Origin of the sequence: Stenotrophomonas sp. 169 (assembly GCF_014621775.1) — a bacterium.
Lineage (GTDB): Bacteria > Pseudomonadota > Gammaproteobacteria > Xanthomonadales > Xanthomonadaceae > Stenotrophomonas.
Map to the genome: position 1 here is coordinate 3,831,837 of NZ_CP061204.1, position 25,733 is coordinate 3,857,569.

Sequence of the window (25,733 nt, forward strand, 5' to 3'; positions counted from 1 at the left end):
GTGGGGCGGGGTGGGTTGGCGGGGGCGTTGAGCGCCATGGATGGCGCGAAACGAGGCCCGCATGGATGCGGCCCTTGCCGTCCCCCGCCAACCCACCCCGCCCCACCAGCACACAGCCCTGCAGCTGTTGCCGTTGCTGTTGCTGTTGCCGTTGCTGTTGCCTTTGCTTGCTGCACTTGCTCCAACCCGGGCCGCAGACTCAACCTACGGCGTCGGGGTCACGCACCAGATGAATGTCCGTGGGCGCAGACAACGCGATATCCCGCGCGGCCAATTCCTGCAGCAGGGTGAAAAACAGGTCGCTGCGGGTACCGTATACCTGCCGCGGGCTGGGCACGTAGGCAAAGCTGTTGATCGCCACTTGGCCACCGCTGATCGAATCGATGAACACCGATGGCGCCGGGTCGCTCAACACGCTCGAATGCGCCTCGTAACTGTCCAGCAGCACCTGCTTCACCGCTGCCACGTCTGCATTCAACGGCAGGGTGAACTGGATCTGGATGCGGCCCTGCGCGCTGCCCATGGTCATGTTGCGCACCGTCTTGGTGATCAGCTCCGAGTTCGGCACGATCAGCGTCGACTTGTCGCCCACGGTGATCTCGGTGGAGCGCACGTTGATCCGGCGGATGTCGCCTTCCTGGTCACCGATCTTGATCCAGTCACCGATCTTCACCGGCCGCTCGGCCAGCAATATCAAACCAGACACGAAGTTCTGCGTGATCGCCTGCAGGCCGAAACCAATACCCACCGACAACGCACTGACCACCAGCGCCAGCTGCCCGAAGCCGATACCCAGTGCACCCAGCGCCCACAGCACCGCCAGGATGATGCCCAGATAGCGCGCCACGGTACTGATCGAGTTCTGCGCACCCGAGTCCAGCTCGGTCTTCGGCAGGTAGGTATCGACCAGCCAGCGCTGCAGGGCCTGCATCAGCGCCAGCCCAGCCAGCAGCACCACCACGGCCAGCAGGATCTTGCCGGGCTGCAGCCTGATGTTCGGGCCGATCGGGATGCCGTTCGACAGTGCCTCAACGCTGCCCATCACCGAACCAAGATTGCCGAACGGTGCGGTGAAGATCAGCAGCGCCATCAGCACCAGCGCGATGCGGCTGAACGCAGACAACAGCACGCCCGCCTGTTCCACCTGCGCCGCGCTCAAGCCGGTGGTCAGCACCACGGTGCGGCCAACCCGGCTGTCCGGGTGCAACATCCACGTGCACAGGTCATCGGCGAATTTCAGCAGCAGACTGGTCGTCAGCGCGACGATGCCGCCCCATACCAGCTGCGAGGTCACGAACTTGGCGAAATTGAGATAGCCCAGCAGCGAGGCAATGATCGCCGCCACCACCACCACGTTGCCGGCGACGCGGGTCAGTACGATCCAGCCACTGCGCTGGGCCGGACCGCGTGCACGCGAATCGGCAGCCTGCGCTTCGGCACGCTCGGCGGCCTCGGCGGTCTGCCGCCGATGCAGGCGGGACAAGGTCACCAGCATGGCCATGATCAGGCACAGGTAGATCAGTGCGATCACCCCGTCCAGGGCGATGGTGTTGATCTCACTGGTGCGCGCCGCCCGGTCCACGGCCGCCAGCATGATGCTTACCCAGCTCACCACTGCCGCGCTCCACGCATACTTGCGCAGGTTGCCGGCGGCCCGGTCGTCCAGCTCCAGCAGCCGCCACGACGGGCGCTTCGGGGCCAGCAGACACGAGCTCAGCGCCACGATGAAGGCGGAGAAACACGTCGCCCCCAGGAAATAGTTGGACAGGGTTTGCAGACGCGGCGGGATGGCCCCCACCGCATCCATCGCCGACACCAGTGCCCACGCAGCAAGCCCCGGCAGCAGCGTGCCGACCACCAACAGCCACACGGCCAGACCGGTGCGGCGCAGGCGGCCCTTGGGGGCATGCTCTGCGGCCGCGTACCGCCGTCCCAGCGCGCGCAGCCACAGTCGCACAGGGAAGAACAGCACCAGGGCAACGCCAAGGCCCAGCAGCGGCAGGCCCCAGCCCTTGCGCTTCACCGCATCGCGTACGGCGCCTGTCCCCAGCCGATAGAGGGCCAGCACCCGGGTGGTATCGGTCGGTGCCGTCGCCGCCACCTGTGCCCACAGGGCCGGTGACAGCGGCGAGGCCACCTTGCGGCCCAGCTCTTCGCTGAACTGGCTGGCGCGCAGTTTTTCTATGTCGGCGGTGAGCTGATTGGCGTTGACCACTGCCAGTTCGGCGCGCTTGATCGTGCCGTCTACCGCGTTGCGTTGCTTGGTCAGGCTCGTCCGCTGCACGGCCACTTCGCGGGCCTCGGTGCTGCCCTCGGCCACCTCGCCCAGCGGCACCAACTGTTCGGTCAGCTGCGCCAACTGCGGCTGCAGCGCCTTGGCCGCCGCATTCGCATCATCCTTGGCCGACTGCGCGCGCTCGCTCAGCGTCGCCAGCGTGTCGGGGGTCTCGGCGTCCTCCAGCGATGCCCGGGCGGCCTTCAGCGTGGCCTCCGCCCGGGTCACCTGCGCTTCGGGGGTCAGCTCGGCCGGCTCCTGCGCCAGCGAGGGGGCACTGAGCAGGAACAGGAACATCAGCAGGCCGGCAAGGGCACCGCGCTTGGCTATCAGGCTGGAAAGAGACAAAACAAGGCACCGTCATGCACGGACCACCGCGCGTGCGCGGACTATACGACGACCCACGTGGTGAACGGATCAGTACTTCAGGCGCAGCTCTTCCACCTGCGGCTGCTGGGCCAGGTACCAGTCCTGGAAATCCTCTTCCGGGATCTCTTCCGGGGCATACACCGCAATGGGGTCCCACGCGTGGTCGGTCGGCAGCGGCTGGCGCGGACCGGCACGCAGCGTATAGGTCACGCCGTCGTGCTCCACCACGTCCTCGGCCTGCTCCCAGCGGGCGCGTTCGAAACTGGATTCGGTTTTCAGCAGGATCACCTGGTACATCAGCATCACTCCTTGGTACGTGCCATCAGCATGGGCCCGCACAGCGGCCCGTTAAAGCCATCCCCTGTTACGCAGCGTTGCGGCTACGCCACGAGAAGGCGGTTTCACCTGTCCATGTCGGCACGGGCGGCAAGGTGGCCTACCCCTTCAGGGACAAGACCCATGACCGCCCATAACGACCTCAAGACCGTCCCCGATCTCAAGCTGCCGCGCTACCTCGGCACCTGGTACGAAATCGCGCGCCTGCCTATGCGCCACGAGCCGGAGGCCTGCACCGATGTGTCGGCCCATTACAGCCTGCAGGACGACGGCAACATCCGCGTGCACAACCGCTGCCGCATGGAGGGCGAGATCGAGGAGGCCATCGGCGAAGCAAGCGTGGTCGACAATGACAGCGCCCGGCTTGCCGTCAGCTTCCTGCCCAAGGGCCTGCGCTGGCTGCCCTTCACCAAGGGCGATTACTGGGTCATCCAGATCGCGCCCGACTACAGCGTGTCGCTGGTCGGCAGCCCGGATCGTGACTACCTGTGGTTGCTTTCGCGTACCCCGCACCTGGACAAGACCATCCGCGATCATTATCTGGCCACTGCGCGCCAGCAGGGCTTCGATCTGTCCAAACTGATTGATACCCCGCACACCGGCAACCCGACGGCCTGATCCCATGGACCTGAAGAGTGGCTACCCGTACTGGTCCATCCGCAATGGGCTGATCCAGGCGTTTCCTCCGCTGGAGGCCGACCTGCACTGCGACGTGCTGATCGTGGGGGGAGGCATCACCGGCGCCCTGATTGCCGATGAACTGTCCGCCAATGGGCACGAGGTGGTGCTGATCGAACAGCGCGACATCGGCTGGGGCAGCACGGCAGCCAGCACGGCGCTGCTGCAGTATGAGATCGATACCCACCTGGTGGACCTCGCCAAGCAGTACGGCGAGGACGATGCCGCACTGGCCTACCAGGCCTGTGCGGACGCGCTGACACAGCTGCGCGAGGTGACATCCGGCCTGCGCGGGGTGGACTTCAAACAGATGGACAGCGTGTACCTGGCCAGCAAGTCGCGCCATGTGGCGGTGCTGCAGGACGAAGGTGCCGCACGCCGACGACACGGGCTGGATGCGCGCTGGCTGGACAGCGACGCGCTGCGCGAGCGCATGGGCATGGACGGCGCCGGCGCGCTGCTGACCCGTCAGGCCGCCCGTGTCGATCCTTACTGCCTGACCTACCGCTTGCTGGAGCGGGTAAAACGGCGCGGTGGCCACGTGCATGACCGCACCGTGCTGCATGCCCTGGAGCCCACCACACGCGGCGTCACCGCCCGCACCGAATCCGGGGTGGAGATCCGCGCGAAGCACGTGGTACTGGCGCAGGGTTACGCCAACCAACAGTGGCTGGACAAGCGCGTCGCGCGCAATCGCAGCAGCTACGCGTTGATCACCGACCCCCTGCACGAAGACGAACTGGGCGCATTGGCCGGCACGATGGTGTGGGAGAGCGCACGCCCCTATCTCTACCTGCGCAGCACGGGCGACAAGCGACTGCTGCTGGGCGGCCTGGACGACACGGTGGATGTGCCCGCGCGCCGCGACCGGCGGGTGGACAGCAAGTCGAAGAAGCTGTTGAAAGGGTTGAAGCAGTGGTTCCCTGCGCTGGATCCCACTCCGGCGTTTGCGTGGGCCGGGACGTTCGCCGAAACCGCGGACGGTCTGCCCTTCTTCGGCGTGCACGCGCAATGGGGCCCGAGGGTGCAGTTCGCGATGGCCTACGGTGGCAACGGCATCACCTATTCGACGATAGGCGCCGGGCTGCTGCGTGCCAACATCGAACGCCGACGCCACCCGCTGCAAGCGTTGTTCTCGTTCGAGCGGCTGGAACGCTGACCGCCCGTACGACACCCTGACGGTAGCGCCGAGCCACGCTCGGCGAGCAACGCGGCGCCTTCCCATCAGCCGTCGGCCGTCCGGCGCCGCCCGGGCAATCACCGCACGGCTACCGCAACCGCGCCACGACAGGCATCATTCAAGCTGCAGCTGCTAGCGTCGCCATGAGGGCCGCGCGCCCTGCCCCGTCCGCTGCTGGAGCGTTCCGTCATGATCCGCCCCCTGATCCTGCTCTGCCTGGCCTGCGCACCGTCCCTGGTGATGGCGCAGAGTGCAGCCGGTGCCACCGGCCCGCAGTCCGCGACCGGTCTCAATCTGGCCGTACCCAGCGAGCCGCTGCGCTATCTCAACGATCCCAGCTTCCAGCAGGACGCACCGGGCACGTATTACGGCGACAAGAGCGGCCCGCTGCCGCGTGGCGAGGACGGACGCGTGGCCGAGGTCACCGATGACAAGCTGCGCGTATCAGGCAGTGTCAGCACCGGCATCGGCTATTCCGAGGGCTACGGCAACAGCCACTACAACGCCGCCTCGTTGAACCTCAGCAAGAACTACACCACCGACGAGGGCAAGACCCGCGGCGTGAACGTCAACATCCATGTCAGCGAAGGCAAGGGGCCCGGGTTCTACGGCCCTTGGGGTGGCGGTTACGGCGGCGACTTCGGTCCCGGCCCGGGGTACTGGGACCGCCCGCCACCGTTCGGCTGGTAAGCCCCGCCACGCTGGGCGGGATCTGGGCACGTCGCGGGATCCTGACCGGTTCGCCGCTGCGCTCGCCGAGCATGGCTCGGCGCTCCCAGTCCGGGATCCGCCTTCGGCGTGGATCAATCCAACCAGCCATCACGCTCGCTGGCCAGCAGCCGGCCGTCATGCCCGCTCAGGCGCACGTCCACTTTCTGGTTGCGGTCATTACGCGCTTCCAGCTTCCACGTCGCGCCGTCCCGCTCGACCGAATGGATCTCACGCAGACCCTGGTCCTTCGCCTTCGCCAGCAGCTGATCGATGCTCAGCTGTGCACGGCCATCGAACTCGTCAAAGATCTCGCCGGTCTTCGGGTCGACATAGACCTCGCGGAAACGACCATCGTCGCGGGTCACGTCCGCTTCCCACAGACCATCGTCCTTCTCGATTTCATGGATGCGGCTGTAGCCGGCATCGCGCAGTTTCTGTTCCACCTGGGCCAAGCCCAGCGGGGCCGCATGGGCGGCGGCAGCGGTGCCCAGCAGGGCGGCGACGGTAGCAGTGGCGATCAGGGACAGCTTCTTCATGGGGTTCTCCTGGGGGGTGGACCAATGCAGGTCCGGCCAACACAGTCTGCGCACCCCACCTAACAGCTGCTTAGCCCACGCTGTTAGCCAACGGTTAGTCGGCCGCGCTATTACTACGCCCATGTATCCGTACAAAGCCGCCCTCATCGTTGCCCTGGCCCTGCTGCCCATCGTGCCGGCAGTCGCTGGCGACGACCATGCCCAGCAGACCGCGCGTCGCGCCGTCGAGCAGGGCCGCTATGTGCCGCTGGAAAACGTGGTGCGCGATGCCGTCCGCCGCCATCCCGGCAAACTGCTGGAAGTGGAGTTGGACGACGGCGTGTACGAGGTCGAGATCCTGCGCGCGGACGGCGTGGTCGTCGAGCTGGATTATGATGCCCGCAGCGGCAAGCTGCTTAAAACCGAACTGGATGACTGATGCGGATCCTGCTGGCCGAGGATGACACCGAACTGGCGCAGCGCCTGCAGCCCCTGCTGGAGCAGGCTGGTTATGTAGTGGATGCCTTCACCGATGGTCGTCTTGCTGAAGAGCACGGCCAAGTGGAGGACATCCAGGCCGCCATCGTCGACCTGGGCCTGCCGGGGCTTGATGGACTGAGCATCATCGAGCGCTGGCGCGCCAACGGGCGGGGCTTCCCCGTGCTGGTGCTGACAGCGCGCGGACGCTGGCACGACAAGCTGGCCGGCTTCGATGCCGGTGCCGACGACTACCTGACCAAACCGTTCCAGCCGGATGAACTGGTGCTGCGCCTGCGCGCCCTCATCCGTCGCAGCACCGGCCATGCCAGTCCGCGCCTGCAGTGTGGGCCCCTGCAGCTGGACGTCAACGCAGGGCGTTTCAGCCTCGATGGCCACGAGCTGGCACTGAGCCCGCAGGAGTTCCGGCTGCTCGGCTATTTCATCCACCACGCGGACAGCGTGATCGGCCGCGAGCGGCTGGGTGAGCATGTGTTCGACAGCGGATTCGATCCGGACTCCAATGCACTGGACGTGCTGTTGGGCAGGGTGCGACGCAAACTCGGCGTCGATCTGATCCAGACCGTGCGCGGCCAGGGCTGGCGCTTGACCGCGCCGGCATGAAGGTCGCGGGCATGAAGCGTGCGTCGCTGCGCAACCGTCTGTTGCTGGCCGGTGGCCTCGGTCTGCTGCTGGTGACAGCGCTTGCCAGCGCCCTGCTGGGACACCTGTTCGAGCGCGCCGCGCGTGACAGTCTGGATGCTGCGCTGGAACAGGACCTGCTGACCGTTCTCGCGCAGGCCGAAGTGGATGCCGAAGGGCGCGTGGTGTTGCGGCAAGAGCCCAATGAAGCACGCTTCCAGCGCGTGTTCTCCGGCGCTTATTGGCAACTGAGCAGCGCCGAGGGCGCGCCGCTGCTGCAGTCACGGTCGCTGTGGGACCAGAGCCTCACCGCGCCGGTAGCCCCCGGCGAGGGCACCGCCAGTGACATCGAAGGCCCGCTGCAGCAGCCGCTGCGCGTGTTGGTGCGCGAGGTCAGGCTTCCGCGTGCACACGCCCCGCTGCAGCTGCTGGTCGCGCTGGATCGCAGCGACCTGCAGGCGCAGGTGGCGCAGTTCCGGCAGCGCAGTGCGTTGGCGCTGGCGGTGCTGGTCGCCGCCTGGCTTGCCGTATTGGCCAGCCAGATCCATTTCGGCCTGCGCCCATTGCGTCGGCTCGGGCAGCAGGTGGAACGCGTGCGGCGCGGCGACGCGCAGCGCGTGGATACCGCCGGACTGAGTGCGGAGATCGCGCCGCTGGGCGATGAGCTCAATGCGCTGCTCGACCATCACCAGCGCATGGTGGCGCGTGCCCGCACCAGCGCCCAGGATCTGGCGCACGCACTGAAGACACCGCTGACCGTGCTGGCGGCCGAGGCGGACCACGATGCAGCCCAGGCCACGTGGCGGCAGACCGTGCGCGAGCAGGGTGCCCGCATGCAGGGCAGCATCGACCGGTATCTCGCGGCGGGGCTGGCGGTCGATCACCGGCAGCGCGCGGACGTGGCCCCGGTGTTGTCCGCGCTGTGTCGGCTGATGGCACGCGTGCATGCCGGGCGCGGCGTGGCGTTCGCCAGCGAGGACATCGATCCTGCGCTGCAGTTCGCCGGTGATGCGGCGGACCTGGAGGAGATGCTGGGCAACCTGATGGACAACGCAGGCAAATGGGCCACCCAGCAGGTGCAGGTGCTTGCCCACGCAGAAGGCGGCCGGCTGCGTATCGACGTGGTGGACGACGGCCCGGGCCTGCAGCCGACCCAACTGCAGGCAGTGCTGCAGCGTGGCGTCCGATTGGACCAGCGCGAAAACAGCAGCGGCCTGGGGCTGGCCATCGTGGCCGACATCGCCGCCAGCCACGGCGGCGAGCTGGCGCTCGACAACGCCCACCCCGGCCTGCGGGCCACCCTGTGGTTGCCGGCAGGCTGACCCGCCGGTAGTGACGGCCGCTGGCCGTCAACCAGATGACGGCCAGCGGCCGTCACTACCGGGTCCCCCGCTTACACCAATGGTTCGTCGGACAGGTAGGTGTACCCGGTCAAGCCCGTTTCCAGCGCATCAGCCAGTTCCTGCGCGCGCTCGGCGCTCAGGTCCGCTGCCGCCACGCGCTCGGCATAGGTCGCACGCAGTTCGTCCAGGCTGTATCCCACGTAATCCAGCATCACATCGGTGGTGTCACCGCGACGCTGCTGGGTGATCGCATAGCCGCCCTGCGTCGCACGCACTTCCACCGCATCGGTATCACCGAACAGATTGTGGATGTCGCCGAGGATCTCCTGGTAGGCACCCACCATGAAGAACCCGATACGGTAGCTCTCGCCAGAGCGCAGCGCATGCAGCGGCAACGAGCTGTCCAGCGTCTCATTGCCGACGTACGTTTCCACCATGCCATCCGAATCACACGTCATGTCGGCAATGATGCCGCGACGGTCAGGCTGCTCGTCCAGGCGCTCGATCGGTACGATCGGGAACACCTGGTCGATGGCCCACACATCCGGGATCGACTCGAACACGCTGAAGTTGACGAAGTACTTGTCCACCAGCCGTTCATTGAGCTCATCCAGCACCGGACGGTGGCTCTTCTCGTCGAAGCTCAGGCGCGCACGCACGGCATGGGCGATGGCATAGAACAAGTCATCGATACGCGCGCGCTGCGGCAGGTCGATCTGGCCCAGCGCATAGCTGGACAGGCCTTCGGCATGGAAATGCTGCGCTTCCTGGAAGAGTTCGATCGCCGGACGCTCGCCCAGCTCGGAATGGATCTCGCGCAGGTGGCGGATCGATGCCGGCTCGTCATCGTGCTGGTCCGGCACGCGACCTTCCATCGCCTGCTCCACCTCGGACACGTTGGCGATCAGCACCGCATGGTGCGCGGTCATCGCCCGGCCACATTCGGTGACGATGCGCGGCGGGGTCAGGCCGTGTTCCTTGCAGGCGTCGGCCAGCGGCTGCACGATGCTGCCGGCATACGAGTTCAGGCCGTAGTTGATCGAGCAGAAGCTGCGCGAACGCGTGCCTTCGTAATCCACGCCCAGGCCACCGCCCACGTCCACGTGGGTGATCTTCGCGCCCAGCTGCGACATTTCCACGAAGTAACGCGTCGCTTCGCGCATGCCGTTGGCAATGTCGCGCACGTTGGAGATCTGCGAGCCCATGTGGAAATGCAGCAGGCTCAGGCAGTCGGCATATTCGGTATCGCGCAGCGACTTCCACAGATCCAGCAGCTGGCGCGGGGACAGGCCGAACTTGGCTTTGTCACCGCCGCTGTTCTGCCACTTGCCCGCACCCAGCGAGGCCAGACGCATGCGCACGCCCAGGCCCGGCATCACGTCCAGCGCCTTGGATTCCTCCAGCACCAGTTTCAGCTCGGACGGCTTCTCGATGACGATGTAGGTCTGCAGGCCGAGCTTGCGCCCGATCAGCGCCAGGCGGATGTATTCGCGATCCTTGTAGCCGTTGCAGACGATCAGCCCGCCCGGGCGCGACAGCGCCAGCACGGCCATCAGTTCCGGCTTGCTGCCTGCTTCCAGGCCGAAGCCCTCGCCGTGGTGGCTGGCCAGGGTGCCGGCCACGCCGCGGTGCTGGTTGACCTTGATCGGGTACACGGCCGTGTAACCGCCCGGGTACTCCCAGTCAGCCTGCGCCTGCTTGAAGGCGGCCTGCAGCTTGCCCAAGCGCTGGCCCAGGATGTCCGGGAAGCGCACCAGCAAGGGCAGTTTGGCCCCGTTGGCGCGCGCCGCATCCACCACATCCGGCAGCGAAACCACCGGACCATCGGCCCCGGTCGGCCTCACCACCATGTGCCCGGCCTGATCCACGTCGAAGTAACCGTCCGCCCAATGCGGGATCGAGTAGGTCTTGCGGGCTTGGTCGAGGGACCAATCGGTCATTGAAGTCGGCCTGGTTGGTAAAAATGGGGGTGCATGATAACCCCTGATCGACGAAGGGTTCGTTATCATGCGCGCCCGCGCCCGTGGTCGCTGCCCAGGACCTGAACGGGTCGGTCGCCACGCGGCCTGCCGCCGCCCGCCCGGCTTCCCATCCTCACAACAGGATTGCTTCTCCATGACTGACAACAACAACTGGTACATCGAGCACTTCGAGCGCACCGGCTCGGCGATCGGCTACCGCATCACCGGCAAGCTGGACGAAGTGCAGTCGCCCTTCCAGAAGATCGAGATCTTCCAGACCACCGACTGGGGCAACCTGATGACCATCGATGGGGCCATCATGCTGACCAGCAAGGACAATTTCTTCTACCACGAGATGATCAGCCACCCGGTGCTGTTCACCCACGCCGCGCCCAAGCGCGTGGTGATCATCGGTGGCGGTGACTGCGGCACCCTGCGCGAAGTGCTCAAGCACAAGGGCGTGCAGAGCGTCACCCAGTGCGACATCGATGAGCAGGTCACGGTGATGGCGCGCAAGCACTTCCCGGAACTGTGCGATTCCAACGATGACCCGCGCGCCGAGCTGATGTTCGACGACGGTGTGGCCTACATGGCCAACTGCCCGGCGGGCAGCGTGGACGTGGTGATCGTCGATTCCACCGATCCGGTCGGTCCGGGCGAAGGCCTGTTCAACAAGGCGTTCTACGAGAGCTGCTTCAAGGCCCTGAAGGACGACGGCATCCTGGTGCAGCAGTCCGAATCGCCGCTGATGCAGCTGGACCTGATCAACGAAATGCGCACGGAAATGGGCAAGGCCGGCTTCGGCTCGTTCAAGACCCTGCCGTTCCCGCAGCCGTGCTACCCCACCGGCTGGTGGAGCGTGACGCTGGCACGCAAGGGCGAAAGCGGATTCGACTTCCGCCAGTCCGACGCTGCCGCCAAGGGGTTCGACACCCTGTACTACACCGCCGCGCTGCACACCGGCGTGCTGGTGACCCCGCCGTTCGTGCAGGCCGCACTGAAAGGCTGATTTCACCGACGATGGGTAGGGCCGAGCGACCTCGGCCCTACCGTGGCGACTATCCGCTTACGGCAGACGCCTGCAAACTGCCATCGCCGGGGTCGCCATTGCCTGACATACGACGCGTCCTGCCTTGGGCAGAGTAGCTGCACTTCCTGCAGCGAGCGTCGACCATGCGCAGCCCGGCTTCCGATTACGCAGCGTTCTCCCCCTCGTCCGCCAGCTCATGGCCGGACTTCATGGCAGCCGCCGCCCAGCAGGACTACCTCGATGCCGAGTCGGGCCTCGCCCGCGCCCTGCAACAGGGTTACAGCCACTGGTACGTGGACGGGAGCCTGCACGGGGAACGCCCGGAAGATTTCCCACCAGCGCGTCTGGACGCACTGCTGGAACGGATGCAGCAGACCGGCATGCGGCCGATCTATCACGGCAATTTCAAGTCTCCGCTGGGCAGCGACGTACCGGCGCTGGCCGCAGCGGCGCTCCATTACGCGTGCCGCGAAGTCGACGTCTGTGCCCGGCTGGGCGGCGCGCCGCTGATCGTGCACGGGGGTGGCGTTGTGGAGCCACGGCTGGTCGCCGACGTACGGCAGGCGGGACTGGACCAGCTGATCGCCAACCTTCGCGCACTGGTTGCCTATGCAGCAGCGCGCGGTGTGGAGGTCTGGCTGGAGAACCTGTCCAACTACACCCGCTTCCATCCCTTCTATTACATCTGCACCACTCCCGATGAAATCGCCACGGTGCTGGAACAGGTGCCCGGCCTGCATCTTTTCTTCGATGTGTCCCATGCCTACGTCAACGGCGGCGACCCGGTCGCGATGTTCCAGCGCTTTCACCGTCGTATCGTCGGCATGTCCTTCAGTGACAACAACCAGGATCGCGACGCGCACCTGCCGTTGGGTGCGGGCACCCTGCCGTTCGATGCGCTGGTCGCTGCCATCCACACCGCCCACTGGCGGGGCATGGTGGGGTTCGAAACCCGCGGCGGCACGCTGGCTGAAAGTGTGCAGCTGCTCGCTGGGCTGCGTTGCCGCCTTGATGATCCGGGAGACGCGAGGTGAATGCACAGCGTGTCGCGCGCAAGAGCTTCCTGCAGGGATGCCGCGACTCCCTGCCTGTGTGCCTGACCTTCCTGTTCCTGTTCTCATCCATCGGCGCATTGGCCAGCAAGGCGGGATTCTCGCTCCTGCAGGCCACCGCCATGACCCTGACCGTCCATGCCGCCCCACTGCAGGCCCTGATCGTCCAGCAATCAGACACGTTGGGTGTGGCTGCCCTGCTGGTTGCCACGGTGCTGGTCAACTTCCGCTTCGTCATCATGTCCTCGGTGCTTGCCGAGCAGTTCCAGCACATAAGCCTGGGGCGTTCGCTGCTGTCCGCCCAGCTGTTGTCCATTTCCACCTTTACCCTTTCCAATCGATGCAGCACAGGACCAGGCGATGCGTACGCCTATTACCTCGGCTGCGGCATCACAACGCTGGGCTGCGCCATCGCGGCCACGGCGGCTGGCCACCTCATCGGCGCATCCCCGTCGGCACAGCTGGCACAGCTTGTCGCCATCATCCTGCCGGTGCACTTCACCGCACTGGCCTGCCACGCTGCCGGTGGCAACCGGGCACTGCAGGCCACCGTGGCCGGCTTCGTGCTCACTCCGCTGATCGGGGGCCCATTGGGCAGCCTGCATGTGCTGGTGGTTCCGCTGGGCATCGCCGCCCTGCTATGTGCGATGGATGCCCGCTCACAGGGGGACGCCTCATGAACGGATGGACCCTGATCGGCACCGCCGCAGCCGCCTCCTACCTCATGCGTTCCATCCCCCTGCTGGTGTTCCGCCGCCTTTCATTGAGTCGGGACAGCCCGGCGATCCGGTTCCTCCAGCATGCGGCGTCAGCGGTGATGGGCAGCGTGATCTACCTGGCCCTGTTCGGCGAGACCTTCTTTTCGCGCCCCGCTGCCCATCTTCAGGACACCGATGGCCTGTTGAAGCTGGCCATTGTCATGTTCGCGGGGGCGCTGGCCCTGTGGCGGCGCAGTGTGTTCATTCCCCTGATAGCCTGCACCGCGCTCTACGCGGCGGCGTTGTTGCTGGGGGAGGGCTGATATGACCGGTCCCATCCTCGCCTGCAATGGATCCGACGGACTCGGCAAATTGCTGAGATGGCACGCCGCCTGCCGAGCCGCACCGCTGGGACTGGATATGACCCGCGGACTGCCGTCCCGCGAGCAGATCGCGCTGTCCCACGCTATGTTGTCCCTGCCAGGAGTCGCGCCATTCGACAGCGAGGACGGCCAGGATTGGCTCAACTATGGGGGGCAGCAGGGCATTCCGCAGCTGCGCGCCCTGTTGGCGCCGCTGCTGCTCGGCGTGCCGCCCGCGCAGGCCGCCGTGGGCGGCAACAGCAGCCTGGCGATGATGCACGGGGCCATCGGGTTGGCGTGGCGTATCGGGTTGCCCGGGCACGCCCCGTGGTCAGCCGCCAGTGAAGTGCGCTTCCTCTGCCCGGTTCCGGGGTACGACCGCCATTTCGCCATCTGCCGCGACCATGGCATCGCGATGGTGCCGGTGCCGATGGGTGTCGATGGGCCCGACATGGACCAGGTGGAGGAACGGGCTGCCCGCGATCCCCTGATCCGCGGCATGTGGTGCGTGCCACGGCATTCCAACCCCTGCGGCGCCATCTACAGCGCGGAAGTGATACACCGCCTGGCGACGATGAACACCGCCGCGCCGGACTTCACCCTGTTCTGCGACAACGCCTACGCCGCCCATGACTTTGCTCCGCAGGCATCCGCGCTGCCGGGCCTGTACGACGCCTGCGCGACGGCCGGTCATCCGGATCGTCCGCTGATGTTCGCCTCGACATCGAAGATGACCATCCCGGGCGCCGGCATCGCAATGCTGGGAGGCAGTGCACAGCGTGTGCACTGGTGGCTGTCGGCGCAGCAGCGTTGCACGATCGGGCCCGACAAGGTGAACCAGGTCCGCCACCTTCGCTTTTTCGTGGACGCAGCAGGTGTTGCGCGCCACATGCAACAGCATGGAACGCTGTTGCAGCAGCGCTTCGAGCGCGTCCAGCAGGTTTTCGCGCGCCGGCTCTCGGCGCTGCAGGACGTGTACTGGAGCCGGCCATCCGGCGGCTACTTCATCACCCTCTGGGTGCCGCCCGGCTGCGCCCGCCGCATCGTCCGCTTGGCCGCCGAGGCCGGTGTGGCGATCACACCGGCGGGAACGACTCACTGCAGCGGTATTGATAGCGAAGACCGTTGCCTGCGCATCGCGCCGTCCCGCCTCTCGCCTGACCACGCAGCGCAGGCTGCCGACATCATCGCAGGGTGTGTATTGCTGGCCTGCGCGGAAGTGGCATCGGGCACGAGCACTCATGACACCCACGCCGTGAAGCGAGCCCCTTGAACGCCACTACGCCCTTCACCATGGCCGCGTCCCTGCAGGCCGCCTGGCAGTCCACGTTCGTCAGCCGCCTGCAGCGCCGCAGCAGCCGCGTGATCGTGATCGAACTCGCTCCCGCCACCCCTGTCCCGCTGGCGGGATTCGCGGCCGGCGCGCATGTCGACCTGGTACTTCCAGATGCGCGGGTGCGCAGCTACTCGCTGATGAATCCGCCGCAGCATGCGCAGTGTTACCAGCTTGGCATCCTGCGGGTAGACGAGGGACGCGGCGGATCACGCTATCTGCATGAGCAGCTGCGCGAAGGCGATCCATTGCAGGTGTCCTTGCCGCGCAACGCGTTCCCTCTGCACGACCATGCCGGACAGAGCGTGCTCATCGCCGGCGGCATCGGTATTACCCCGCTGCTGTGCATGGCCCGGCAGCTTGTCGCGCGGGGCCGCCCTGTGCAGCTCTACTACGGCGCGCGTTCGCGCAGCGACGCGGTGTTCCTCGATGACATCTCCACGTTGGGCATCGTGCCGACCTGCCTGTTCGATGATGAATGCGACGGCCCGCCTGATCTTCCCGGCCTGCTGTCGGCACACCCGTCCGACGCGCACTTCTACTGCTGCGGGCCCGGGCCGATGCTCGACGCCTTTGCGCAGGCTTGTCAGCGATTGCAGATCCCCCATGCCCACATGGAGCGCTTCAGCGCTTCGTCCCATGTGTCCGACAGCGCACCCCAAAAAGAGTACGACGTGGTGCTGGCGCGGTCGCGTCGACGACTCCACTATGAAGGCAAGGAAAGCCTGCTGGCCTTCCTGCTGCGCAGCGGCGTCCCGATTCCGAGCGGCTGCCGCCAAGGCGTCTGCGGCAGCTGTGCCACACGAGTGATCAGCGGCGAGGTCGATCACCGTGATGGCATCCTGAGCGACCACGAGCGACAGCAGTCGCAGCTGATGCTGCCCTGCGTATCCAGCTGTCACGGCACCCACCTGGAGCTGGACCTCTAGCTCCAGAGCGCCGCCTTCAGATCGCCCAGATCCCCGCGATCACCGCGACCACCAAGCCCCACTTGATCACGTGGTAGGCCAGCGGGCTGCGCGCGCGCAGCGCTTTGGCCTTCAGCCGCACCTTGTATACGCCACCAAAGGCCTTGTTCACGCCACCGGTCGGATCACCCGGCAGGTTCGGCGACGCGCCGCCCGCGAGCAGGGTCGAGGCCACCGCGCGGTTGAACAGCATCGGCAGCCCGAAGCGCAGCGGACGGGCGATATCGCAGAACAGGATCACCCGGTCCTGGTCGGTTTCATTGTGTGCGTGATGGATGTAGGTCTCGTCGAACATCATCCACTCGCCGTCACGCCAGCTCTTCTTCACCCCGTCCACTTCGATATAGCAGCGGTCATCGTTCGGCGTGCTCAGGCCCAGATGCAGACGCAGCGAACCGGCGAAGGGGTCGCGGTGCGGACGCAGCTCGCTGCCCGGCGGCAGCTGCGCGAACATGGCCGCGCGCACATCGGGAATCGATTCGATCAGCGCCACCGTCTGCGGGCAGAACTGCTTGGCCGAGGGGTGCGACGGGCCGTACCAGCGCAGGTAGAACCGCTTCCAGCCACGGCGGAAGAACGAGTTGAACCCCGCATCGTTGAAGCTGCTCGATGCCGCGATCTTCTGTGCATCGCGCAGCGCCAGCGCCTCATCGCGGATCACCTGCCAGTTCTGGCGCAGCGGCTCCAGCTGCGGGAACTCCTTGCCGGGATCCAGGAATGGCGTGGTGGGCACCTTGGAAAACAGGTACATCACCACGTTGATCGGGGCCATGAAGCTGGAATGGTCCAGCAGCTGACGCGACCAGCGGGCGCGGACCTTTCCGCGGTAATGGATGTACAGCACGCAGGCGACGAACAGCACGGCCAGCACGATCTTGATCATTGGGTTTCCTCCGGCGGTGACCGGACGCAGGTTGCAGGGGCGGTGCCGGCGCGGACCGGGGCCGTTGGCACAGGATCAGGGGACGTGCCGATGAAGGGGCGGCCCGACCTGCGCGCAGGTAACAGGCAATGGTCGGCAGGTGCGGGGCCCGGGTCAAGCGCTGCTTGATCGCGAGATGCTGCCGGATATCGCGCAGATACCCTGATTCAGGAGGCGTTATGCCGGACGATTCCCGGCAATGGTGGCGGTAGACACGTGGAAAGCGCAAAAAATAATGAGTGAGACGCAACTGTCCGAATAGCAGCCACACACTGTTCCGGTGGCAAAGCCGTCAACGCATGGATTAGCGAACTCACCAGTATTAAAATTAACGAAAGTTTAGCTAGTCCCCCTTACCGGTTCGCTTGACGCTCTGCGCCACCCACCGGGCTGTCAGAGAACGTCATGAACGCCCCCACGTTTACCCCCTCCCCTGCCTGCGGCGACGATGCCGCGTTGCCGCCGTTGCTGCTCAAGCGCGGCGAACGGTTCCTGGAACCGGATGTCTACCGCACCTGCTTCGACGGACAGCCCGCCGTGGTCAAGGACTACACCCGGTATCGCGGTACGCCGGTATCGCTGCTAGCCCGGGTGCTGGTCCGGCACGAAGCGCACATGCTGCAACGGCTGAGTGGCTGGGAGCATGCGCCCGCCCTGCTGGGCACCATCGGCGGACTCGCCCTGGGCATGGAGTACATCCCCGGCCAGACCCTGAGTACCGCACAGGCGGTGGGCGGGGAGGTCTTCGAGCAGTTGCAGCAGGCGCTGGACCGGCTGCACGCCGCAGGCATCACCCATAACGACCTGCACGGCACCAACGTGGTGGTGAGCGCCGGCGTGCCCGTGCTGCTGGATTTCACCTCGGCCTGGCGCACCCCGCGCTGGCTGCGCCGCAACCCGATCACCCGGCAGCTCAGCCGCAGCGACCTGAAGAATCTGGTGAAGATGCGCCAGCGCCTGACCGGCCAACGGCCGAGTGCGGCCTTGGCTGCGCGCGTTGCGGATCCTGGCTGGGTGGCGGTCGTTCGCCGCGGGTGGAAGCGGTTCTACGCGTGGGCGAAGCGGGTCTGAGGGCTGTAGAGCGCCGCTGCGCTCGCCGAGCGTGGCTCGGCGCTACCCGGCACACCCGAAGGTAGAGCCGACTTCAGTCGGCTGCGTTCAACCACACAGCAGCCGACTGAAGTCGGCTCTACCCCGGCCGTTCCCCCGGCCGTTCCCCCACCGTCGCCGCGCGTAGTTCCGGAGTCGTTCCCCCGCGCCGGTCTGGCTTCGTGGCGCGTTACAGAGCGTCGCCGTCCAGCTCGCCGGTGCGGATGCGCACCACGCTCCCCAACTCATAGACGAACACTTTGCCGTCGCCGATCTTGCCGGTGCCGGCGGCTTTGACGATGGATTCCACCACTGCATCCACCTGGTCATCGGTGACCGCCACTTCCAGCTTCACCTTCGGCAGGAAATCGACCACGTACTCGGCGCCGCGGTACAACTCGGTATGGCCTTTCTGCCGGCCGAAGCCTTTCACCTCGGTGACCGTGATGCCGGTAACACCGCGCTCGGCCAGTGCTTCACGCACATCATCAAGCTTGAACGGCTTGATCACTGCCATGACCATCTTCATCGTATTTACTCCGTTGCTCCGGTCGCGAGGATAGCGCCTGCCACCGTCCGGCGCGATGCAGCAGTATCCTTGTCAGCCACGGACAGGCCAGGAGCCCCCATGATCGACCTCAACCATCTTGATGACCTCGCCCGCCGCCTGAGCGATCTGGTCCCGCCGGGCCTGCGTCAATCGCGCGAAGAACTGCAGTCCACATTCAAGACCGCCCTGCAGGCCGGCCTGGGCAAGCTGGACCTGGTGACCCGCGAAGAATTCGACGTGCAGCGCGCGGTACTGCTGCGCACGCGGGAGAAACTGGAGGCGCTGGAGCGCGCCGTCGCGGAAATGGAGAAGCCGGGTACCCCACCATCGGCGTGATACCCGGCTGATGACGGGCCAGACTCCTTCCGCCAAGCGAAAGGAGCCTGACCCCGCAGTCAGCGCATCGCCACTGCGGCGCGCTGCTGCTCTTCCTGCCCCTGCTGTACCTGGGCGCTCAACTTCTCGCCCTGCAAGGCCGCACTGGTCTGCTCGGCCGGAGGTGCCGGCTGGCTCATGTCCACCATTGCGCGGAAGCCCGGCGTGGTCCCCATGACGAACGCCTTGCCGTCCTGCACCGCCACCGACTGCAGCTTCTCGGGACTGTCGATGCCCGCTTCCTTGGCCGTGCGCGTAACGTGCGCGGCCATGTCGTTGGACACCGCGGACGGCAACTGCGCGCGGATGGCCGCATGCAATGGCGTGTCCCGGTGGCCCGGTTCGCCGAGCTGCGGGCCACGTGCAGGCGCTGCGTGCGAATGGCTGTCGGCCGCAGGCTTCGGCTCGGCAAGCCGACCCAGCGTCTGCGGCCCGGCCACGCCGTCGGCCTTCAGGCCCTGAGCACGCTGATACGCGGTCAGCGCTTCGCGGGTGTTGTCACCGAAACGTCCGTCTTCGGCCAGCGGCTTGCCATGCGCATCGCGTACGCCGGCCTGGTTGAGCTCTTTCTGCAGGCGCGTCACATCCTCACCGCGTGCGCCATGGCGCAATACCGACGAGGCCTCTTCGCCCCGCGCCTGGCCTGCCGGCGCATCCTGCACCCGCCGCTGGTCCCAGAACGCTTCCGGGCTCTGCAGCTTGCCGCTGGGATCGCGCAGCTGGTAATGCACGTGCTGCGCATACTGATCGGCGCCATTCGGGCCGCGCCCGCCCATCGTGCCGATCGGCTGGCCGGCCTCGATCTGCTGGCCGTCCTTCACCTGCACGCCCTGCATGTGCAGGATCTCGTGCGAATTGCCCTGCGCGTCCTGGATCTTCACCGTGCCGTAGGTGCCGCCGGCGAAGGTGACCTTGCCGGAGATCGGCGCGTTGATGGTCGGATGCTGCAGATTGCGCCCGGCTTGGCCACCGACGTAGTTGAAGTCGGTGCCGCCGTGGTCCTTGTGCCCGCGCTCTTCACCGTAGTGGCCGGTGATGTGCGGCTTGACGCCATTCTGCGGCGGCAGCATCACCTGCATGGTGTGCTGGAACGAGCTGGCCGACTGCTGGCTGGCCGGCTGCGCCTGCGCCTGCGACTGCGACTGCGACTGCGACTGAGCCTGATGCAGCGCGGCCACACCGGCCCCTGCCGCAGCACCCACCGCCGCCGCAGCACCCACGGTCGACTGTGCCTGGCCCTGCGATTGGGTCTGCGCGGGTGCCTGGGTCTGTCCCTGCGACTGCGACAAGCGCTCGTTGACGAACCGGGTGTACTCATCCAGATGCGGCAGCACCTTGCGCTCTGCCAAGCCCAGACCGCCGTAATCGCGGGTCGGGCCATCATGGTGGTACTTGTAGATGTACTCCTCGCCCTGGCCGCGACGCTGCGCCAGTTCGCGGTTGTCGATGAAGTGCTTCACCAACGCGTCGGACTGCGCTTCCACATCGAAGCGGTTGCGATTGCCCAGGCCGTAGGCACTGCCGGTGCCGTCGATGAACTGGCCCAGGCCAGAGGCCGACGTGGTGCCTGCCGCAGCATCCGGATTGAAGCCGGATTCCACGCGGGCAATGGCCAGCACGTGCGCGGTTTCGCGCGGCGACAGCCCGGCGTCCCGCGACGATTCAATCAGCGTATCGATGACACGCGACTGCACTTCCGGGGTGGCATCGCCCCAGCGCCGCGACTCGCCGTGCAGGCGGCCATCGGTCTGGTCGATCGGCTCACGATAGTGGCTGTAGGGTTTGATCTGATCACTGCGGTAACCAGCCCCGCGGGGCTGGACCATGTCTTGGTAGATGTCAGGCATAGCGGTGCGATCCATTCTATGAAAAAGGGAATTTCCTTAAGGGGTGTTGCTCCATGTTGCGAGGATCCCGTTGCCGGGACCCCTGAACGCGTCAAGGCTTGAAGTACGTCACCTCGGGATGATTCACGCCGAGCTTGCTCAACCACTGCTCGTATTCGTCGTTGTTGGGCTCCTGCGCATCGCCCTCGCCACGCAACGGCGGGGTGCTGTGGGTCAGCTGCTTGCCCTGCGCGTCATACAGATAGAACCACTCGCAGAACTGGCAACCAAAGGGCAGCTCGCCGTACTGGACGACAAAGTACGGTGCGCCTTCCTTGTCCTGCACGCAGGCCAGGCCCACGGCGGTGTAGTCGGCCATTTCGGCCGGCTTGTCGAGGCTGCGCGTCTGGCCGTCTTTCTCAAGCTCCAGCCGGGTCTGCGGCGAGGCGTCGTTGCCGGCAGCAGGCAGACCCGCCACGGTCAGGCGGGTTCCCTGGCATTCGATGTGCATTCCTGTCTCGTCCTGATGGGGGATGGTGGGCGTGGCCGCAGAAGCGGCCGACGCAGGTGCAGTGGGCGGTGCGGGCGTTGCCGCAGCAGCCGTCGGCGCAGCGGTGGCCGGTGCCGCGGCGGGGGCGGTTGCGTCCGGCGCATTGCATGCGGTGAGCAGCATCAGCGCCAAGGCAGGTGCGACCATTTTTGTCGTCATGTACTGCTCCGTGAAAAGGCGCAGGCCGGTCAGCGGGCTGCGCCGGGCTCAGTTCAAAGGGCGTGGGTCAGATCGACTCGTCCACCACCTTCTGCAGCTGCCAGCACGGCTTCTGCGCGAAGGTATAGGTCTGCTGATCGCTGGTGTCCGGCTTGTTGATGCGCACCTGCACGCTCCCATCGGCCTGCGGGGTCACCTGCATTTCCCGGCCCTGACGCGGCAACGTGGCCGTGTCGGGCATCACCGGCCATTCCACCTCGGCCAGCGGCACCTGCTTGGTGACCGGGCGCGGCTCCGGCTGTGCCTCGGCATCCACTGATTGAACCGTCAGCGGATCCGCTACGGACTTCTCCTGCAGGGCGATGTCATTGCTGAAGTAGGTCAGGAAGGCATTGAAATCGGCATGCGGGCACTGCGCCGCCGTGGTGTCAGCCGCAGTAGCGGTAATCGGCGCGGCACCAGGCGTCGCCGCCGCCGGATCGGCCGCAGCGGTCGTTTCGGCCGAAGGCGTGGGCTTGCAGGCGGACAGGGCCAGGCCCAGGGACAACGCCAGCAGGGTAAGGGAGCGGGACTTGAACAACGGATCCTCCTGATCGGTCGTGCGTCGCCGCAAGTGGCGCGCATGTGGGCGGAGAATAACGTGCCGCGTGTTAAGGGCTGTATACAGGGGCTAAGCGTCTGATTCAATTGATTTTACAAATCACTCCACTGCCTGGCAGCTCCGCACCCAGAGACCGCCCATCCTGAGCGCCGCGCACAAAAAAGCACGCCGCCCAAGCGGCGGGATGCCTGCTTGGTTACGGCGTGCTGGTCAAACAAACGTCGTGTTGGCCGGCCTGAACCGGCGGGCGTCGCGAACGCGCTACGAAGGCCGCACGCGGAACCGCAGATCCATGGCGCGCAGTACCTTCACCACGGTCTGCAGCGACGGCGCCCGCTGCCCTGACAGCTCCCGGCGCAGCGCATCGGCCGACAGCCCACCGCAGGCGCGGGCGATGTCGTTGATGCCATGCACGTCGGCGAGCAGGCCCAGCGTGCGGACGAACAGCATGGCCTCGCTATCGCCTTCGCGCATGCAGTTGGTCAGCAGCGCGGCACTCTCTTCGGGGCTGCGCCGCGGCGCATCAGGCAGGCCCGCGCTGGGCTTGCTGGTGGGCGGGGTGCGTTCTTGGTGTTCGACGGATTTCTGCAGCATCGGTGGCCTCACATCGGGTTGTGGCCACCTGCCCGATTGCAAGGTGGCGGACGATGCGGGTTGCAGTACCGGTGAGCAAGCGCGAAAAGCCGGCGGATTGAGAAACATCCCCACACATCGCCCGCCATGGTTCCGGCAGGACGATGCATTCTCCGCCGTGCCCGTGAGGGCAAAACAGAGGTAATCACGCTTAGTCATGCGGGACTGCAATCCCGGCTGGCGCATTGCGGCACCAGCGGGACCTATCGTGCGCAGCAGCGATCCTGCGGGTACATCAGGAAAGTTGCGTTGTGGACGCGCCATGCGTCATCCGCGACGTCACTGCATTGGATGGCATAACGAGGGCGCCATCACCCCGCGACCGCCAAGGCCACTGCTTCGCCCAGCTCGCGCGTCGTCGCCGTGCCGCCCAGGTCCGGCGTCAGCGGACCACGCGCCAGCACACCCTCCACCGCCGCAAGGATCGCGTCGTGGGCCGGCTGACAACCGAGGAACTGCAGCATCAATGCCGCCGACCAGATCATCGCAACTGGATTGGCTACGCCTTTGCCATAGATGTCCGGTGCCGACCCATGCACCGGCTCGAACAAGGACGGGAAGTCCCGCTCCGGGTTGAGGTTTGCCGACGGCGCCAAGCCGATCGTGCCCGTGCACGCCGGGCCCAGATCAGACAGGATGTCGCCGAACAGGTTGCTCGCCACCACCACGTCGAATCGCTGCGGCTGCAGCACGAATCGCGCCGTCAGGATGTCGATGTGCTGCTTGTCCACGGTCACATCCGGATACGCCGCACCCACCGCGTCGGCACGACCATCCCACCACGGCATGCTGATGGCGATGCCGTTGCTCTTGGTTGCCATGGTCAGGTGCTTGCGTGCGCGCGACTGCGCGAGCTCATAGGCGTACTTCAGCACCCGATCCGCGCCGTGGCGGCTCATCACCGTTTCCTGGATCACGATCTCGCGCGGGGTGCCCTCGTACATGATGCCGCCGAGGTTGGTGTACTCGCCTTCGGTATTTTCGCGCACGACGAAGAAATCGATATCACCGGGCTTGCGGCCGGACAGCGGGCACGGCACGCCCTCGAACAGGCGCACGGGCCGCAGGTTGATGTACTGATCGAATTCCCGACGGAACTTCAGCAACGAGCCCCACAACGAGATGTGGTCCGGCACGACGTCGGGCCAGCCCACCGCGCCGAACAGAATCGCATCCTGATCCTGCAGCTGCTGCTTCCAGTCGTCCGGCATCATCTGACCGTGCTGCTGGTAGTACGCACAGCTGGCCCAGTCGATGGGGGTGAAGTTGAACGACAGATCGAAGCGCTTGGCCGCCGCTTCAAGTGCACGGAGGCCTTCGGGCATCACTTCCTTGCCGATGCCGTCGCCGGGGATGACGGCGATGTTGAACGTGCGTGCCATGAGGGGCTCCCTGTGTGACGGAAACCACCATGATGCCAAGAAAAAGGGTCAGACCGCTCCCGGATGGCGGAAGCGCTCTGATCCCATTCTTGGCTTACTCAGCGCCAGCCACCGTTGTGGTGGCGACGATCATAGCCACGACGATCATCCCAGCGACGCTGGTCATGGCGGCGATCCCGCTCGCGGTAACTGGTGCGCTGGTAGCGCTGGTCGCGGTCATAGCGATGACCACGGTCATATCGGTAATCGCGGTTGTTGCGGCGATCCTTGGTGGCGACATTACCAATCGCACCACCGGCCACTGCGCCGCCTGCCGTCATAAGCGGGTCGCCGTTGGACAGCACATGGCCCGCCACGCCGCCTACCACTGCACCCACCAGGGTGTTCTTGTCCTTGCGCGACAGCGCGTCTGCATTGCCTGCGGCGGTCACGCCTGCGGTGAGTGCCAATGCCAGCGCCAAGCCACGGAAGCTGAAAACAGTAGAAGTGAGCATCATCGGATCCTCTAATCGGGAAGGTGATCAGCTACGAAGCTGGCGGGTCATCAGTGCCCCCGCACAATCGAATCTGTGCCTCGAAGATTGCCGCAACATTGCGTACCCGGGGATGAACCGGCGCCTGTTCAGGTTGGCGCAAGCAACGCGGCCAGCGCCTGCAACCGGTTACAAGCCCTTGTTGCCGTTGTATTTTCAGTACGGCGCCGCTGGGCCAGCGGGCACGATGCCGGACGGATTCAGATGGGCATGGCTTTCATAATAATGGTGCTTGATGTGCTGGAAGTTCACCGTCGAAGCCACTGCTTCGATGTCCATCATCCGTTGCACGAACGCATGCAGGCCGGGGTAGTCCGCGATACGTTTCACGTTGCACTTGAAGTGGACGTAATAGACCGAATCGAAGCGGATCAGTGTGGTGAACAGACGGATGTCCGCTTCGGTCATGACGCCGCCCACCAACCAGTCCTGGGTCTGCAGCAGGGCATCCAGCTCGTCCAGCGTCTCGAACAGCGGCCCGATGGCTTCTTCATAGGCCTGCTGCGTGGCGGCGAAGCCCGCCTTGTACACACCGTTGTTTACGGCGTCGTAGACCTTGTCATTGACCTGGTCGATCTCACCTCGCAGCTCGGCCGGATAGAAGTCACCGGGACGGGCACCCAGCGCGTCATAAGCCTCGTTGAACATGCGGATGATGTCGGCGGATTCATTGCTGACGATCTCACCCCGCTCGCTATCCCACAGCACCGGCACCGTCACCTTGCCGGTCATGCCCGGCTTCGCCGCCTGGTAGAGCTCGTGCAGGTAGGTGGCGTTGCGCTCCGGGTCCGGCGTCACCAGCGGGCCAGGCGCGAAGCTCCAGCCGTTGTCGCCCATGTGCCAGTTCACCACGGACAACGGAATCAGGGTTTCCAGACCTTTCAGGGCGCGAACAATCAGCGTGCGGTGGGCCCACGGACAGGCCAGGCTGACATAGAGGCGAAAGCGTGCGGGTTCAGCCTGCACGGCCGGCTCACCGGTGGGGGCGTTGCCGCCGTCCGCCGTCAGCCATCTACGGAACGAAGCTTCCTCGCGATGGAATTGCCCATCCTCGCCCGCTGCACCCGCCGTACCCTTCTGCCATACGCCATCAATCAACATGCCCATCTGGGAACACCCTCCTCTTCAATCAGTGTGGGTGACCGCGATGTTGGCTATGCGGCCACGCTTCTGTTGTAACGGA

At 65.9% G+C, this 25,733-nt stretch carries 27 protein-coding genes; 14 read left to right on the top strand and 13 right to left on the bottom strand.

The annotated features are described in order from the left end of the window. Positions 1–199: 199 nt before the first annotated feature. Together ICJ04_RS16745 and ICJ04_RS16750 are read right to left on the bottom strand one after the other, a co-directional pair. Positions 200–2,572, bottom strand: coding sequence for a DUF3772 domain-containing protein (locus ICJ04_RS16745; RefSeq protein WP_188327372.1), 2,373 nt, complete (start codon positions 2,570–2,572; stop codon positions 200–202). A gap of 120 nt (positions 2,573–2,692) precedes the next feature. Continuing rightward, positions 2,693–2,941 carry a hypothetical protein gene (locus ICJ04_RS16750; RefSeq protein WP_188325295.1) on the bottom strand — a complete coding sequence of 83 codons (249 nt, stop codon included), beginning with the start codon at positions 2,939–2,941 and terminating at the stop codon, positions 2,693–2,695. Between the two features lie 162 nt (positions 2,942–3,103). Here ICJ04_RS16750 and ICJ04_RS16755 point away from each other — a divergent pair, with 162 nt between their 5' ends. The 3 genes from ICJ04_RS16755 (at position 3,104) to ICJ04_RS16765 (ending at position 5,528) form a co-directional block, all read left to right on the top strand. Next, positions 3,104–3,598, top strand: a complete 495-nt coding sequence (locus ICJ04_RS16755; protein ID WP_188325296.1) for a lipocalin family protein — start codon at positions 3,104–3,106, stop codon at positions 3,596–3,598. Positions 3,599–3,602: 4 nt separating this feature from the next. Further along, positions 3,603–4,817 carry an FAD-dependent oxidoreductase gene (locus tag ICJ04_RS16760; RefSeq protein ID WP_188325297.1) on the top strand — a complete coding sequence of 405 codons (1,215 nt, stop codon included), beginning with the start codon at positions 3,603–3,605 and terminating at the stop codon, positions 4,815–4,817. A gap of 210 nt (positions 4,818–5,027) precedes the next feature. Continuing rightward, complete coding sequence (locus ICJ04_RS16765; RefSeq protein ID WP_188325298.1) at positions 5,028–5,528, top strand: hypothetical protein; 501 nt, start codon at positions 5,028–5,030, stop codon at positions 5,526–5,528. A 113-nt stretch (positions 5,529–5,641) separates the two neighbouring features. Here ICJ04_RS16765 and ICJ04_RS16770 read toward each other — a convergent pair whose 3' ends face one another. After that, a complete protein-coding gene (locus ICJ04_RS16770) occupies positions 5,642–6,085 on the bottom strand; it encodes a PepSY domain-containing protein (RefSeq protein WP_188325299.1) in 444 nt (147 codons plus the stop codon). Between the two features lie 121 nt (positions 6,086–6,206). Between ICJ04_RS16770 and ICJ04_RS16775 the strand changes: the two genes are divergently transcribed. The 3 genes from ICJ04_RS16775 to ICJ04_RS16785 are packed head-to-tail and all read left to right on the top strand — an operon-like array spanning position 6,207 to position 8,505. Continuing rightward, on the top strand, positions 6,207–6,503 hold the full coding sequence (locus tag ICJ04_RS16775; RefSeq protein ID WP_188325300.1) for a PepSY domain-containing protein: 297 nt from the start codon (positions 6,207–6,209) through the stop codon (positions 6,501–6,503). Continuing rightward, positions 6,503–7,165, top strand: coding sequence for a response regulator transcription factor (locus ICJ04_RS16780; RefSeq protein WP_188325301.1), 663 nt, complete (start codon positions 6,503–6,505; stop codon positions 7,163–7,165). The genes ICJ04_RS16775 and ICJ04_RS16780 overlap by 1 nt, the downstream gene beginning before the upstream one ends. Before the next feature lie 11 nt (positions 7,166–7,176). Beyond that, positions 7,177–8,505: a sensor histidine kinase gene (locus ICJ04_RS16785; RefSeq protein WP_188325302.1), complete on the top strand. Its 1,329-nt coding sequence runs from the start codon at positions 7,177–7,179 to the stop codon at positions 8,503–8,505. Positions 8,506–8,576: 71 nt separating this feature from the next. Here the strand turns inward: ICJ04_RS16785 and speA are convergent, their stop codons facing one another. Next, on the bottom strand, positions 8,577–10,466 hold the full coding sequence (gene speA / locus ICJ04_RS16790) for an arginine decarboxylase (RefSeq protein ID WP_188325303.1): 1,890 nt from the start codon (positions 10,464–10,466) through the stop codon (positions 8,577–8,579). A 175-nt stretch (positions 10,467–10,641) separates the two neighbouring features. Here speA and speE point away from each other — a divergent pair, with 175 nt between their 5' ends. The 6 genes from speE to ICJ04_RS16820 all read left to right on the top strand — a co-directional run bounded on the left by speE (position 10,642) and on the right by ICJ04_RS16820 (position 15,891). Further along, positions 10,642–11,496 carry a polyamine aminopropyltransferase gene (speE, locus tag ICJ04_RS16795; RefSeq protein ID WP_188325304.1) on the top strand — a complete coding sequence of 285 codons (855 nt, stop codon included), beginning with the start codon at positions 10,642–10,644 and terminating at the stop codon, positions 11,494–11,496. 164 nt (positions 11,497–11,660) lie between these two features. Then, positions 11,661–12,551 (top strand): sugar phosphate isomerase/epimerase, encoded by an 891-nt coding sequence (locus tag ICJ04_RS16800; RefSeq protein WP_188325305.1) that lies wholly within the window; start codon positions 11,661–11,663, stop codon positions 12,549–12,551. After that, positions 12,548–13,249 carry an AzlC family ABC transporter permease gene (locus ICJ04_RS16805; protein WP_188325306.1) on the top strand — a complete coding sequence of 234 codons (702 nt, stop codon included), beginning with the start codon at positions 12,548–12,550 and terminating at the stop codon, positions 13,247–13,249. Before ICJ04_RS16800 ends, ICJ04_RS16805 begins: the two co-directional genes overlap by 4 nt. Continuing rightward, complete coding sequence (locus tag ICJ04_RS16810; RefSeq protein WP_188325307.1) at positions 13,246–13,590, top strand: AzlD domain-containing protein; 345 nt, start codon at positions 13,246–13,248, stop codon at positions 13,588–13,590. The genes ICJ04_RS16805 and ICJ04_RS16810 overlap by 4 nt, the downstream gene beginning before the upstream one ends. 1 nt (position 13,591) lies before the next feature. Beyond that, positions 13,592–14,902: an aminotransferase class I/II-fold pyridoxal phosphate-dependent enzyme gene (locus ICJ04_RS16815; RefSeq protein WP_188325308.1), complete on the top strand. Its 1,311-nt coding sequence runs from the start codon at positions 13,592–13,594 to the stop codon at positions 14,900–14,902. Further along, positions 14,899–15,891, top strand: a complete 993-nt coding sequence (locus tag ICJ04_RS16820; protein ID WP_188325309.1) for a PDR/VanB family oxidoreductase — start codon at positions 14,899–14,901, stop codon at positions 15,889–15,891. The genes ICJ04_RS16815 and ICJ04_RS16820 overlap by 4 nt, the downstream gene beginning before the upstream one ends. A 16-nt stretch (positions 15,892–15,907) precedes the next feature. Here ICJ04_RS16820 and ICJ04_RS16825 read toward each other — a convergent pair whose 3' ends face one another. Further along, on the bottom strand, positions 15,908–16,813 hold the full coding sequence (locus ICJ04_RS16825; RefSeq protein ID WP_188325310.1) for an aspartyl/asparaginyl beta-hydroxylase domain-containing protein: 906 nt from the start codon (positions 16,811–16,813) through the stop codon (positions 15,908–15,910). A gap of 444 nt (positions 16,814–17,257) precedes the next feature. Here ICJ04_RS16825 and ICJ04_RS16830 point away from each other — a divergent pair, with 444 nt between their 5' ends. Beyond that, complete coding sequence (locus ICJ04_RS16830; protein WP_188325311.1) at positions 17,258–17,923, top strand: kinase; 666 nt, start codon at positions 17,258–17,260, stop codon at positions 17,921–17,923. A gap of 208 nt (positions 17,924–18,131) precedes the next feature. Here ICJ04_RS16830 and ICJ04_RS16835 read toward each other — a convergent pair whose 3' ends face one another. Continuing rightward, positions 18,132–18,470 (bottom strand): P-II family nitrogen regulator, encoded by a 339-nt coding sequence (locus ICJ04_RS16835; RefSeq protein ID WP_188325312.1) that lies wholly within the window; start codon positions 18,468–18,470, stop codon positions 18,132–18,134. Positions 18,471–18,569: 99 nt separating this feature from the next. Here ICJ04_RS16835 and ICJ04_RS16840 point away from each other — a divergent pair, with 99 nt between their 5' ends. Next, positions 18,570–18,827, top strand: coding sequence for an accessory factor UbiK family protein (locus ICJ04_RS16840; protein WP_188325313.1), 258 nt, complete (start codon positions 18,570–18,572; stop codon positions 18,825–18,827). Between the two features lie 59 nt (positions 18,828–18,886). Here the strand turns inward: ICJ04_RS16840 and ICJ04_RS16845 are convergent, their stop codons facing one another. The 7 genes from ICJ04_RS16845 to ICJ04_RS16875 all read right to left on the bottom strand — a co-directional run bounded on the left by ICJ04_RS16845 (position 18,887) and on the right by ICJ04_RS16875 (position 25,657). After that, the gene (locus ICJ04_RS16845; protein ID WP_188325314.1) at positions 18,887–20,713 is read right to left on the bottom strand and encodes a peptidoglycan-binding protein; all 1,827 of its coding nucleotides are present in this window, start codon (positions 20,711–20,713) and stop codon (positions 18,887–18,889) included. A gap of 91 nt (positions 20,714–20,804) precedes the next feature. Continuing rightward, entirely contained in the window at positions 20,805–21,401 is a 597-nt protein-coding gene (locus ICJ04_RS16850; RefSeq protein ID WP_223202924.1) for a hypothetical protein, read from the bottom strand. Between the two features lie 67 nt (positions 21,402–21,468). After that, positions 21,469–21,981, bottom strand: coding sequence for a hypothetical protein (locus ICJ04_RS16855; RefSeq protein ID WP_188325315.1), 513 nt, complete (start codon positions 21,979–21,981; stop codon positions 21,469–21,471). Between the two features lie 282 nt (positions 21,982–22,263). Beyond that, positions 22,264–22,596 (bottom strand): hypothetical protein, encoded by a 333-nt coding sequence (locus tag ICJ04_RS16860; protein WP_188325316.1) that lies wholly within the window; start codon positions 22,594–22,596, stop codon positions 22,264–22,266. 350 nt (positions 22,597–22,946) lie between these two features. Then, complete coding sequence (locus tag ICJ04_RS16865; protein ID WP_188325317.1) at positions 22,947–24,017, bottom strand: tartrate dehydrogenase; 1,071 nt, start codon at positions 24,015–24,017, stop codon at positions 22,947–22,949. A gap of 98 nt (positions 24,018–24,115) precedes the next feature. After that, positions 24,116–24,514, bottom strand: coding sequence for a glycine zipper 2TM domain-containing protein (locus ICJ04_RS16870; RefSeq protein WP_223202925.1), 399 nt, complete (start codon positions 24,512–24,514; stop codon positions 24,116–24,118). A gap of 192 nt (positions 24,515–24,706) precedes the next feature. Continuing rightward, positions 24,707–25,657, bottom strand: a complete 951-nt coding sequence (locus ICJ04_RS16875; RefSeq protein WP_188325318.1) for a glutathione S-transferase family protein — start codon at positions 25,655–25,657, stop codon at positions 24,707–24,709. Between the last annotated feature and the right edge of the window lie 76 nt (positions 25,658–25,733).

Coding starts and splice junctions, on each gene's coding strand:
- ICJ04_RS16745 (WP_188327372.1), bottom strand. CDS start 2,572: ATGTTCCTGTTCCTGCTCAGTGCCCCCTCGCTGGCGCAGGAGCCGGCC.
- ICJ04_RS16750 (WP_188325295.1), bottom strand. CDS start 2,941: ATGTACCAGGTGATCCTGCTGAAAACCGAATCCAGTTTCGAACGCGCC.
- ICJ04_RS16755 (WP_188325296.1), top strand. CDS start 3,104: ATGACCGCCCATAACGACCTCAAGACCGTCCCCGATCTCAAGCTGCCG.
- ICJ04_RS16760 (WP_188325297.1), top strand. CDS start 3,603: ATGGACCTGAAGAGTGGCTACCCGTACTGGTCCATCCGCAATGGGCTG.
- ICJ04_RS16765 (WP_188325298.1), top strand. CDS start 5,028: ATGATCCGCCCCCTGATCCTGCTCTGCCTGGCCTGCGCACCGTCCCTG.
- ICJ04_RS16770 (WP_188325299.1), bottom strand. CDS start 6,085: ATGAAGAAGCTGTCCCTGATCGCCACTGCTACCGTCGCCGCCCTGCTG.
- ICJ04_RS16775 (WP_188325300.1), top strand. CDS start 6,207: ATGTATCCGTACAAAGCCGCCCTCATCGTTGCCCTGGCCCTGCTGCCC.
- ICJ04_RS16780 (WP_188325301.1), top strand. CDS start 6,503: ATGCGGATCCTGCTGGCCGAGGATGACACCGAACTGGCGCAGCGCCTG.
- ICJ04_RS16785 (WP_188325302.1), top strand. CDS start 7,177: ATGAAGCGTGCGTCGCTGCGCAACCGTCTGTTGCTGGCCGGTGGCCTC.
- speA (WP_188325303.1), bottom strand. CDS start 10,466: ATGACCGATTGGTCCCTCGACCAAGCCCGCAAGACCTACTCGATCCCG.
- speE (WP_188325304.1), top strand. CDS start 10,642: ATGACTGACAACAACAACTGGTACATCGAGCACTTCGAGCGCACCGGC.
- ICJ04_RS16800 (WP_188325305.1), top strand. CDS start 11,661: ATGCGCAGCCCGGCTTCCGATTACGCAGCGTTCTCCCCCTCGTCCGCC.
- ICJ04_RS16810 (WP_188325307.1), top strand. CDS start 13,246: ATGAACGGATGGACCCTGATCGGCACCGCCGCAGCCGCCTCCTACCTC.
- ICJ04_RS16815 (WP_188325308.1), top strand. CDS start 13,592: ATGACCGGTCCCATCCTCGCCTGCAATGGATCCGACGGACTCGGCAAA.
- ICJ04_RS16825 (WP_188325310.1), bottom strand. CDS start 16,813: ATGATCAAGATCGTGCTGGCCGTGCTGTTCGTCGCCTGCGTGCTGTAC.
- ICJ04_RS16830 (WP_188325311.1), top strand. CDS start 17,258: ATGAACGCCCCCACGTTTACCCCCTCCCCTGCCTGCGGCGACGATGCC.
- ICJ04_RS16835 (WP_188325312.1), bottom strand. CDS start 18,470: ATGAAGATGGTCATGGCAGTGATCAAGCCGTTCAAGCTTGATGATGTG.
- ICJ04_RS16840 (WP_188325313.1), top strand. CDS start 18,570: ATGATCGACCTCAACCATCTTGATGACCTCGCCCGCCGCCTGAGCGAT.
- ICJ04_RS16845 (WP_188325314.1), bottom strand. CDS start 20,713: ATGCCTGACATCTACCAAGACATGGTCCAGCCCCGCGGGGCTGGTTAC.
- ICJ04_RS16850 (WP_223202924.1), bottom strand. CDS start 21,401: ATGACGACAAAAATGGTCGCACCTGCCTTGGCGCTGATGCTGCTCACC.
- ICJ04_RS16860 (WP_188325316.1), bottom strand. CDS start 22,596: ATGCTGCAGAAATCCGTCGAACACCAAGAACGCACCCCGCCCACCAGC.
- ICJ04_RS16865 (WP_188325317.1), bottom strand. CDS start 24,017: ATGGCACGCACGTTCAACATCGCCGTCATCCCCGGCGACGGCATCGGC.
- ICJ04_RS16870 (WP_223202925.1), bottom strand. CDS start 24,514: ATGATGCTCACTTCTACTGTTTTCAGCTTCCGTGGCTTGGCGCTGGCA.
- ICJ04_RS16875 (WP_188325318.1), bottom strand. CDS start 25,657: ATGGGCATGTTGATTGATGGCGTATGGCAGAAGGGTACGGCGGGTGCA.